Source organism: Kitasatospora sp. NPDC057500 (genome assembly GCF_042802195.1).
GTDB lineage: Bacteria > Actinomycetota > Actinomycetes > Streptomycetales > Streptomycetaceae > Kitasatospora.
In genome coordinates, this window is the sequence record NZ_JBHVER010000269.1 from 1 (window position 1) to 9327 (window position 9327).

Consider the following 9327-nt stretch of genomic DNA (forward strand, 5'->3'; position numbering starts at 1 on the left):
GACCGAAGGTCATCGACTTCGGCATCTCCCGGCCGATGGACAGCGAACTGCGCACCGAGACCGGGAGGTTGATCGGTACGCCGCCCTTCATGGCGCCCGAGCAGTTCCGGCGACCGCGCGAGGTGGGGCCGGCCGCCGGGCACGCCCGCTAGCGGACCGCGCAGGCCTCCGTGAACGCCCGCGCCCGCCGGGTGATCTCGGCCCAGTCCCCGGCCGCGACCACGTCCGGTGCCACCACGTCCGTCCCGGCGCAGACCGCGAGCGCGCCGTGCGCCAGGAACTCCGCCGCGTTGCCCGCGTTGACGCCGCCGGAGGCGACCAGCGGGACGTCCGGGTAGGGGCCGCGCAGGTCCTTGAAGTAGCCGGGGCCGAAGGCCCGGGCGGGGAAGATCTTCACGGCGGCGGCGCCGAGGTCCACCGCCTGGGCCACCTCGGTCGCGGTGAGCGCGCCGAGCACCACCGGGACCCCGGCCGCGTGCGCGGCGTCCGCGACCTCGGGCCGCAGTCCGGGGGTGACCAGGAACGACGCGCCGACGGCGAGCCCGCTCTCGGCCTGCTCGGCGGTGAGCACGGTGCCGACGCCGACCCGGTAGCCGGCCTGCGCGGCCTTGCGCAGATGGGTCGTCACATCCGGTGTGGTGAAGGTGAACTCGGTCCAGGTGATGCCGCCCTCCGCCAGCGCGGCGCAGAGCGCGGCGGCGTCCGGTATCCGCGGGGCGCGGACGACCGCGATCACCGGTTCGGCTGCGAGCGCGCTGCGGGCCTCCCCCACCACGGCCTCGACGGAGGCCCTCCGGTTCACGGGGCTCGGGTTCGGGTTCGGGTTCACGGGGTTCGAATTCACGGGGCTTTCATCCATTCACTGGGATTCACGGAAGCGGGGCACTCGACGTCGTGGGACTCGGACCTCGGCTCGGGCCACTGCTCGGATCGCGGCTCGGGACTCATACGGCCTCGGCCCCCCGCCCGGTCCGGCGCAGCGCCCGGCCGGGGCGCGCACCCGTGGCGCGGCCCCCTTCGACGACGGCGGTGCCGTTCACGTAGACGTGCTCGATGCCGGCGGCGGCCCGCCTGGGCTGCTCGAAGGTGGCGGTGTCCCGGACGCGTTCGGGGTCGAACAGGACCAGGTCGGCGTGGTACCCGGCGGCGATCCGCCCGCGCCGGTGCAGGCGCAGCCGGGCGGCCGGTCGGCCGGTCATCCGGGCGACCGCCTCCTCCAGCGTCAGCACGCCCAACTCCCTCACGTAGCGGGCCAGGTAGCGCGGGAAGGTGCCCCAGGCGCGCGGGTGCGGCCGGGCGCCGACCAGCAGCCCGTCGCTGCCGACGGTGTGCGCTCGGTGGCGCATGATCGCCCGGACGTTCTCCTCGTGGCCGACGTGCTGGAGGATGGTGGTGGCCAACTCGTCGCGGATCAGCAGGTCGAGGAAGACCTCGGTGCCGGTGCGGCCCTGTTCGGCGGCCAGTTCGGCGACGGTGCGGCCGACCGCGTCGGCGAGGCCGGGCGAACCGACGCCGGAGAGCTGGATGGTGGCCCAGTCGGTGACCACCCCGTGGCAGCCGTCGCTGCCCTTCTCCTCCACCTCGTAGCGGATCCGCTCGCGCGCCGCCGGGTCGCCGAGCCGGGCCAGCGTGGCCTGCGGGCCGCCCTCGGTGGCCCAACCGGGCAGCAGTGCCGCCAGGGTGGTGGAGCCGGGCAGGTAGGGGTAGCTGTCCAGGGTGAGGTCCACGCCCTCGTCGAGCGCCCGGTCGACCAGGGCCAGCAGTTCGCCGGCCCGGCCCTGGTTGACGCCGAAGTTCATGGTCGCGTGGGTGAGGTGCAGCGGGCAGCCGGACCGCCGGGCGATCTCGACCATCTCCGCGTACCCCTCCAACGCGCCGGCGCCGTAGGAGCGTTGGTGCGGTGCGTGGAAGCCGCCGTACCCGGCGACGACCCGGCAGAGCTCCACCAGTTCCTCGGTTCCGGCGTACATCCCGGGGGTGTACGTCAGGCCGCTGGACATGCCGACCGCGCCCTCGGCCAGGCCCTGCGCCAACAGCTCGCGCATCCGGTCGAGTTCGGCCTCGCTCGGGGCGCGGTTCTCCCAGCCCATGGCGAGCATCCGCAGCGAGCCGTGCGGCACCAGGTAGCAGGCGTTGACGGCGGGGCCGGTGCGGTCCAGCCGGTCCAGGTAGCCGCCGACGGTCCGCCAGTCCCAGTCGAAGCCGGCCGGGTCGCCGTTCCAGCCGGCGATCTGGCGGCGCAGCGCGGGCAGCGTGGTGTCGTCGACCGGCGCGTAGGACAGGCCGTCCTGGCCGAGGACCTCGCAGGTCACGCCTTGGGTGACCTTGGCCGGGTGCTCGGGCTCGTTCAGCAGGGCGAGGTCGGAGTGGGCGTGCATGTCGATGAACCCGGGGGCGAGCACCAGCCCATCCGCGTCCACCGTCCGGGCCGCCCCGCCGACCGAGTCGCCGAGTTCGACGATCACCCCGTCGGCGATCCGGACGTCCGCCCGGTACCGTCCGGCGCCCGTCCCGTCGACGACCGTGGCGCCCCGGAACACCGTGCCCTTGACGTCGCTGTGCGTGCCGCTCATCAGAAGAACGTCCTGACCAGCCCGGTGACCTTCGGCTCGGCCGCCGAGGCGTCGTCCAGCACCGGGATCAGCGCCCACTTGTCGAAGGCGGTGCACGGGTGGGAGATCCCGAGCCGCAGCACCGCGCCGACCGGGGCGAGGTCGCCCGCGTCGCACAGGAAGGCGTGCTGGTCGTTGAGCGCGGTGATCCGTGCCGCCGTGCCGGTCAGCTCCGCGCCGCCCCGCACGAACTGCGGCTCCGGCAGGCCCTCGTCGAACGGCAGGTCGCGCTTGCCGGCGTCCAGCAGCGCCAGCTGCGGCTCGGGCCGGGACACCACCCGGGCCCAGCCGTGCAGCGCGGAGCGCAGGGCGCCCCCGTCGCGCCCTGCGCCTCGGGAGAGCGGTGAGATGCCCCGGTAGAAGCCGTCGTCGTGCGCGATGTACGCGCCCGAGCGCAGCACCACGAAGGCCTCCGGCAGGGCGCCCAACTCCTCGGCCACCAGGTCGAAGTAGGCACTGCCGCCGGCCGTCACCACCGGCGCGGACCCGTCCGCGTACCGGCCGGCGAGCCGCCCGTGCAGCTCGGCCAGCGACCGCAGGTAGCCGCGTACGGCGGCGAGGCCGCCCTCGCTCGCGTCGTGCGCCAGCGCGCCCTCGTAGCCGCCGATGCCGGCCAGCCGCAGGGTCGGCGCGCTCCGCACGGCCTCGGCGATCCCGACCGCCGCGTCGACGGTGCGCGCGCCGGTGCGGCCGCCCGGGCCGCCGAGTTCGACCAGCACCTCGACCGGGCGCTCGGCGCCGGCGGCGCGCAGTGCCCCGTCCATCAGCCGGACGCTCTCGACCGAGTCCACCCAGGAGGCGAAGGCGAAGTCCGGGTCGGCGGCCAGCTCGCCCGCCAGCCAGCGCAGGCCCGCCGGGTCGAGCAGCGAGTTGGCCAGCAGCACCCGGCGCACGCCGAAGGCACGGGCGACCCGCAGCTGCGGCAGGTTGGCGAGGGTGATGCCGTGGCTTCCGGCGGCCAGCTGCGCCTGCCAGAGCGCGGGCGCCATGGTGGTCTTGCCGTGCGGGGCGAGTGCCACGCCGGCCTCGGCGCACCAGCGGGCCATGGTGCGCAGGTTGTGGTCGAGCGCGCCCGCGTCGAGGGTGAGCAGCGGGGTGCCCAGGTCGGCGAGGGTGGGGCCGGTGGCCAGGTACCGGCGGACGGTCAGGCCCGCGGCCGCCGGTGGCAGCGCTTTGAAGCGCCAGTCGAGCGTCTCCTCGGCCAGGGCGGCCACCTTGCCGGTGTCGAGCCCGGGGCCGGTGCCGCTGCTTGCGAAGGTCTGGTCCACCGTCTTCCTCCATCTGCCATGTTGCAACATGCGCAATGAGGGTTGCACATGCTGGCAGCACGGTTCTAGCATCGGCGCCGGACGAAGGTCAACGACAGCCGCCCGCAGCACGCGGGTCAGGCAGGCTCGCCACAGCACCCCCCACCCCGGCCGGGCCGCAGCACTCCGAGGAGCCCAGCAGATGCCACGCCAGGACGCCGCCGCGAGCCCGGGCACCCCGCTGCCCGGCCGTCCGACGGCCGCCCCGTCCGCGACCGACCCGTCCGCGACCGGCCCGGCGTCCTCCGCCGGAGCCCCCGGAACGGGCCCCGCCACCGCCACACCCCCGGCCCCCGCCGTCCCCGCGGGGAGCCCGTTGGCCGTCTGCGTCGGCGAGTCGATGGCCGTCCTCCTCCCGGACCGACCCGGACCGCTGGAGTCCGTGGAGCACTTCAGCCTCTCGGTCGGCGGCGCCGAGTCCAACGTGGCCGGCGCCCTGACCGCCCTGGGCGTGCCGAGCGCCTGGATCAGCCGGGTCGGCGACGACGGCTTCGGCCGCCGGCTGCTCGGCGAACTGACCGCCCGCGGGGTGGACGTCTCGGCGGTCGCCGTCGACCCGCACCGCCCGACCGGCCTCTACCTCAAGGAGGTCGGCGGCAGCACCGGCGAGCGCCACGACCTCGGCCCGGGCCGCAGCCGGCTGCACTACCACCGGCGCGGCTCGGCGGCCGCCGCCCTCTCCCCGGCCCTGCTGGACGACCCGGCCGCCGCCCGGCTGCTGGCCGGGGCCCGGCTGCTGCACCTGTCCGGGATCACCGCCGCCCTCTCCGACGACTGCCTCGCCCTGCTCCGCGCCCTGCTCGCCGACCGCCGCCCCGGCCGGCTGGTCAGCTTCGACCTCAACTGGCGCCCCGCGCTCTGGCGCGAGCGCGACCCCTCGGTGCTGCCGCCGCTGCTGGACGCCGCCGACCTGCTGCTGCTCGGCGCCGACGAGGCCGAGACCGCCTTCGGCACCGGCGACCCGCTGGAACTGCGCCGGCGCTTCCCCTCACCCGCCACCGTCGTGGTCAAGGACGCCGCCCGGCTGGTCACCGCGGTCGAGCGCGACGGCGCCACCGTCTCCGAGCCCGCGCTCGCCGTCGAGGTGGTCGAGGCGACCGGCGCGGGGGACGCCTTCGCCGCCGGCTACCTGGCCGGCACCGTCCGCGGCCTGGACCAGCGGCGCCGCCTGCGGCTGGGCCACCTGAGCGCGGCCTGCGCGCTGACCGCCCACGGCGACCAGGCCGAGCTGCCTCCCGCCGAGGTGGTCGAGGCGCTGCTCGACGCCGCGCCCGAGGACTGGGCGGCCACCCGGATCTCCGCGGATGGCATCGTGTCTCCTGTCCTGCCCGCACCGACCGCCCCCGTGCACACCACGGCGACCGCCGCCACCGGGGGCGGTGCCGCCGACCCTCGACCGGCCGCCGCCCCGGCCCTTGGAGCACCATGAGCCAGACCGTCACCCGCGCCCTGCGCATCCTCGCCGAACTCGGCGAGGGTGAGCGTTCCCTGGACCAGCTGGCCGAGGTGCTCGGCGTGCACAAGACGACCGTGCTGCGACTGCTCCAGTCCCTCGAAGAGGAACGATTCGTCTACCGGGACGCGGGCTACCGCTACCACCTGGGCGCCGGGCTGTTCGCCCTCTCCGGCCTGGCCCTGGAACAGCGCGGGGTGCGCCGGATCGCCGCCCCGCACCTCGCCGAGCTGAACGCCGCCACCGGCCAGACCGTGCACCTGGCCGCGTACGAGGGCGGCGAGGTGGTCTACATCGACAAGTACGACTCCCGTCACCCGGTGCGGATGTACTCGCGGATCGGCCTGCGCGCCGCCCTGCACAGCGCCGCCGTCTCCAAGGTGCTGCTCGCCGACCTGCCCGCGCCGGAGCGGCGCCGGGTGGTGGCCGGGATCGACTTCGTCCCGCACACCCCCCGCACCCTGGCCACGCCCGAGGCGCTGCTCGCCGAGCTGGAGAAGGTCGCCGCCCAGGGCTGGGCGCAGGACCACGCCGAGCACGAGGCGTTCATCAACTGCGTGGCCGCGCCGATCCGGGACGCCAGCGGCCGGGTGGTCGCCGCCGCCTCGATCTCCGTCCCGGACGTCGTCCTGCCCTACGAGCAGGTGCTTGAGCTGCTGCCGGCGCTCCTCGCCACCACCCGGGCGATCTCCACCGACTGCGGCCAGGTCCCGTACCACCCCGGATTGCCGAACCACCCCTGATTGCCGAACCACCCCCGACCGCACCCCACCGAGGAAGCGAAACCCCGCATGAGCGACAAGACCGAGATCCGCACCGACGGCGCCCCCGCCCCGGCCTGGATGTTCTCCCAGGGCGTCCGCAAGGGCCCGATCCTCCAGGTCTCCGGCCAGGGCCCGCAGGACCCGGCCACCGGCGAGTACCTGTACCACGGCGACGTGAAGGCGCAGACCCGGCGCACGCTGGAGAACGTCAAGGCGATCGTCGAGGCGGGCGGCGCCACCATCGAGGACGTGGTGATGTTCCGCGTGTACCTCACCAAGCGCGCCGACTTCCCGCTGATGAACGAGGTCTACGCCGCGTTCATCGAGGAGAACGTCAAGCCGGGCGGCGTGAAGCCCTGCCGCACCACGATCTTCGTCGAGCTGCCGCAGGAGCCGATGCTGGTGGAGATCGACGCCCAGGCCGTCATCGGCTGACCTCCACGACGGAACCCGTCGGCGGAACCCCCCTCGGGGAACCCGTCGGCGGAACCCGGGGCCCGGACCGCGCGTCCGGGCCCTTTCGCATCCGCCCCGGCGGCGGCGCCTTGCCCTCCCTCACACAACTGATTAGGTTAGGCTCACCTAACCAACAGGCAGGCAGCCCGCCGGAGGTCCCGAACCCATGAGCCCGCACCCCCACGACGCCGAGACCGCCACGGCCGCCGAGACCGCCGCAACCCCCGAGCCGAGCGCCGCCGAACGGATCGGCAGCCTGCTCACCGCCACCTCCTCGGTGGTCCTCCGGACCTGCGGCGAACAGCACGAGCTCACCACCCCCGTCTCGGTGCACGGCTCCCGGCTGCGGCTGCGCGCCCCGCTCGACGCCCCGCTGACCGTCGCCGCCGCCCGCGAGCAGGACGGCCTGCCGGTCGTGCTCGACCTCACCGACATCGCCCCGGTGGCCGTCCGCGACCGGGTCCGCGGCCGGCTCACCCTGGCCGGCCGGCTCCACCTCGCCCACCTCGCCGACGACGGCCTCAGCGTCCACCTCCGCCTGGACGTCGCCCACGCGGTGCTCTCCACCCCGTACGGCACCACCGCGATCACCGGCGACGACCTCGCGGCCGCCGCCCCGGACCCGCTGGCCCGCTTCGAGGCCGGCCTGCTCACCCACCTGGCCGACGACCACCCGGACGCGCTCACCGCGCTCACCCGGCTGCTCGACCCGGCGCTGCTCGTCGAGTCCCCCGCCGTCCGCCCGCTCGCCCTCGACCGCTACGGCCTGGTGCTCCGCCTGGACCACCCGCACGGCCACCGCGACGTCCGCCTGGTCTTCCTCGAACCGGCCCGCGACGCCGACGAGTTCGGCCACCGGGTGCACCAACTGCTGACCGCCGCCGAGCAGACGCTGCCCGCCCGCCTGCCCCGGCTTCGCTGACGGACCCGACGAACCCGCCGACCGACCGTCAAGCACCCACCGGCGCCCCGTCGTCGGCGCGCTCCGCCGCGTCCTCCAGGACGATCCGCCCCATCCGGGCGTACCGCTGCGGCCGGCGGGCGCGCATCCACAGCGCCAGCGCGATCCCGCCCAGGAAGGTGCCGACCACCAGGTACGGGATCAGCCGGAAGAGCAGGGTGCCGGCGGCCGCCCCGGCGGCGGCGTCCCGGTGGACCACCAGCAGCACCACCACCCCCGCCATCGCCACCCCGCCCGCCAGCGGCGCGACCAGCGTCCGGAACCAGTGCCCGGTTTCCGGATGCCGGCCCTGCACGTGGAACCAGCCGACCACGGCGAACGAGCAGAGCGTCTGCACGATCAGGATCGCCATCGTCCCGAGCAGCGCCAGCAGCGTGTAGAGGTGCGTGTAAGGGTCCATGCCGGCCGCCAGGAACCCGGCCACCAGCGCCGCCCCGATCACCGACTGGGCGAGCGAGGCGATGTGCGGCGAGCCGTGCCGCGGATGGGTCCGCCCGAGCGCGGGGTGGATGAACCCCTCGCGCCCGATCGCGTACAGGTACCGGGCCGCGCACTGGTGGAAGGCCATCGCGCAGGCGAACGATCCGCTCACCACAAGCCACTGGAACACCGTGACCGCCCAACCCCCGAAGTGCGCGCCGAGCGGGTCGAAGAACAGGCTGTTGCCGTCCTTGCCGGGGACCAGTCCGTCGGCCACGTCCACCGCGTGCCGGGCCCCGTTGCCGGAGACGATCATCCAGGAGACGAAGACGTAGAACAGTCCGACCCCGATCACCGAGATCAGCGTCGCCCTCGGTACCACCCGCTTGGGATCACGGGACTCCTCGCCGTACATCGCGGTCGACTCGAAGCCGACCCAGGAGCAGAACGCGAAGAACAGCCCCAGCCCGGCGCCCCCGCCGGAACCCACGCCGCGGAAGGCGTTCAGCGGATCGAGCGCCTCCCCGACCATCCCGTCCGGCCCGCCGCCGGTGAACAGCACCGCCAGCGAGACGGCGCCCAGCACGGTGACCTCCAGCACCAGCGCCACCCCGAGCACCCGCGCGGTCAGGTGCAGGTCGAACCAGGCCATCACCCCGATCACCAGCAGCCCCAGCGCCGCGTACCAGCCCCAGGGCAGCTCCACCCCCAGCTGCGCCGCGACCAGCCCGCGCAGCGCGTAGGCGAAGAAGCCGACGACCGCCGCCTCGAAGACGATGTACGCCAGCACCGCCAGCAGCCCCGAGGCCATCCCGACGACCCGGCCCAGCCCGTGCGAGATGTAGCCGTAGAACGCCCCGGCGGCGGTGAGGTGACGGGCCATCGCCACGTAGCCGACCGAGAACACGGTGAGCACCAGGGTCGCGAAGACGTACGCGGCGGGCGCGCCCGCGCCGTTGCCCTGGCCGACCACGATCGGGAGGTTGCCGGTCATCGCGGTGATCGGCGCCGCCGTGGCGACCGCCATGAACACCACGCCCGCCAGACCGACCGAGTCCGCCTTCAGCCGGTCGACCCCCGCTCCCGGCGCGGCGCCCGGTTCAGGACCCGCCCCCGACCGCTGCCCCGTGTCCCCGCGCTGGACGGCCATCCGGCCTCCTTCACCCGCCGTGGCTGTGCCGCCCGCCGGACCGGCCGGGCGATGACTGCCCGACAGCATCCGGGCCCGCCGCACCGGCCGCAAAACGGGCCGACCCGGCGTCACCACCGCCCGGTTGACGCCGTGTTCGACCACGCCGCGCCCCGTTCGAGTCGGGCCGGCCACGACGACGGCCGGCCCGGCTCGCGAGGAAGG

At 75.0% G+C, this 9327-nt stretch carries 8 protein-coding genes; 4 read left to right on the forward strand and 4 right to left on the reverse strand.

Features of this window, described 5'->3' with window-relative positions; translation table 11 throughout:
- Nucleotides 1-148: 148 nt before the first annotated feature.
- From ACFU74_RS33805 to ACFU74_RS33815, 3 genes are all read right to left on the reverse strand, one after another.
- A complete protein-coding gene (locus ACFU74_RS33805) occupies nucleotides 149-802 on the reverse strand; it encodes a bifunctional 4-hydroxy-2-oxoglutarate aldolase/2-dehydro-3-deoxy-phosphogluconate aldolase (RefSeq protein ID WP_380763808.1) in 654 nt (217 codons plus the stop codon).
- Between the two features lie 142 nt (nucleotides 803-944).
- The gene (locus ACFU74_RS33810; protein ID WP_380763810.1) at nucleotides 945-2573 is read right to left on the reverse strand and encodes an amidohydrolase family protein; all 1629 of its coding nucleotides are present in this window, start codon (nucleotides 2571-2573) and stop codon (nucleotides 945-947) included.
- Entirely contained in the window at nucleotides 2573-3880 is a 1308-nt protein-coding gene (locus ACFU74_RS33815) for an alanine racemase (RefSeq protein ID WP_380763812.1), read from the reverse strand. The genes ACFU74_RS33810 and ACFU74_RS33815 overlap by 1 nt, the downstream gene beginning before the upstream one ends.
- 181 nt (nucleotides 3881-4061) lie before the next feature.
- On the opposite strand from ACFU74_RS33815, the gene ACFU74_RS33820 reads away from it, so the two are divergent.
- The 4 genes from ACFU74_RS33820 (at nucleotide 4062) to ACFU74_RS33835 (ending at nucleotide 7514) form a co-directional block, all read left to right on the forward strand.
- Nucleotides 4062-5348 carry a sugar kinase gene (locus tag ACFU74_RS33820; RefSeq protein ID WP_380763814.1) on the forward strand — a complete coding sequence of 429 codons (1287 nt, stop codon included), beginning with the start codon at nucleotides 4062-4064 and terminating at the stop codon, nucleotides 5346-5348.
- Nucleotides 5345-6115, forward strand: coding sequence for an IclR family transcriptional regulator (locus ACFU74_RS33825; protein WP_380763816.1), 771 nt, complete (start codon nucleotides 5345-5347; stop codon nucleotides 6113-6115). The genes ACFU74_RS33820 and ACFU74_RS33825 overlap by 4 nt, the downstream gene beginning before the upstream one ends.
- A 48-nt stretch (nucleotides 6116-6163) precedes the next feature.
- Nucleotides 6164-6571, forward strand: a complete 408-nt coding sequence (locus ACFU74_RS33830) for a RidA family protein (protein WP_380578178.1) — start codon at nucleotides 6164-6166, stop codon at nucleotides 6569-6571.
- A 187-nt stretch (nucleotides 6572-6758) separates the two neighbouring features.
- Nucleotides 6759-7514 (forward strand): DUF2470 domain-containing protein, encoded by a 756-nt coding sequence (locus tag ACFU74_RS33835; RefSeq protein WP_380763818.1) that lies wholly within the window; start codon nucleotides 6759-6761, stop codon nucleotides 7512-7514.
- A 28-nt stretch (nucleotides 7515-7542) separates the two neighbouring features.
- Here the strand turns inward: ACFU74_RS33835 and ACFU74_RS33840 are convergent, their stop codons facing one another.
- Nucleotides 7543-9123, reverse strand: coding sequence for an APC family permease (locus ACFU74_RS33840; RefSeq protein ID WP_380763820.1), 1581 nt, complete (start codon nucleotides 9121-9123; stop codon nucleotides 7543-7545).
- Nucleotides 9124-9327: the final 204 nt, after the last annotated feature.

Excerpts from the sequence above, each read along its gene's own strand:
- ACFU74_RS33810 (WP_380763810.1), bottom strand. The coding sequence starts at position 2,573 with ATGAGCGGCACGCACAGCGACGTCAAGGGCACGGTGTTCCGGGGCGCC.
- ACFU74_RS33830 (WP_380578178.1), top strand. The coding sequence starts at position 6,164 with ATGAGCGACAAGACCGAGATCCGCACCGACGGCGCCCCCGCCCCGGCC.
- ACFU74_RS33825 (WP_380763816.1), top strand. The coding sequence starts at position 5,345 with ATGAGCCAGACCGTCACCCGCGCCCTGCGCATCCTCGCCGAACTCGGC.
- ACFU74_RS33840 (WP_380763820.1), bottom strand. The coding sequence starts at position 9,123 with ATGGCCGTCCAGCGCGGGGACACGGGGCAGCGGTCGGGGGCGGGTCCT.
- ACFU74_RS33820 (WP_380763814.1), top strand. The coding sequence starts at position 4,062 with ATGCCACGCCAGGACGCCGCCGCGAGCCCGGGCACCCCGCTGCCCGGC.
- ACFU74_RS33835 (WP_380763818.1), top strand. The coding sequence starts at position 6,759 with ATGAGCCCGCACCCCCACGACGCCGAGACCGCCACGGCCGCCGAGACC.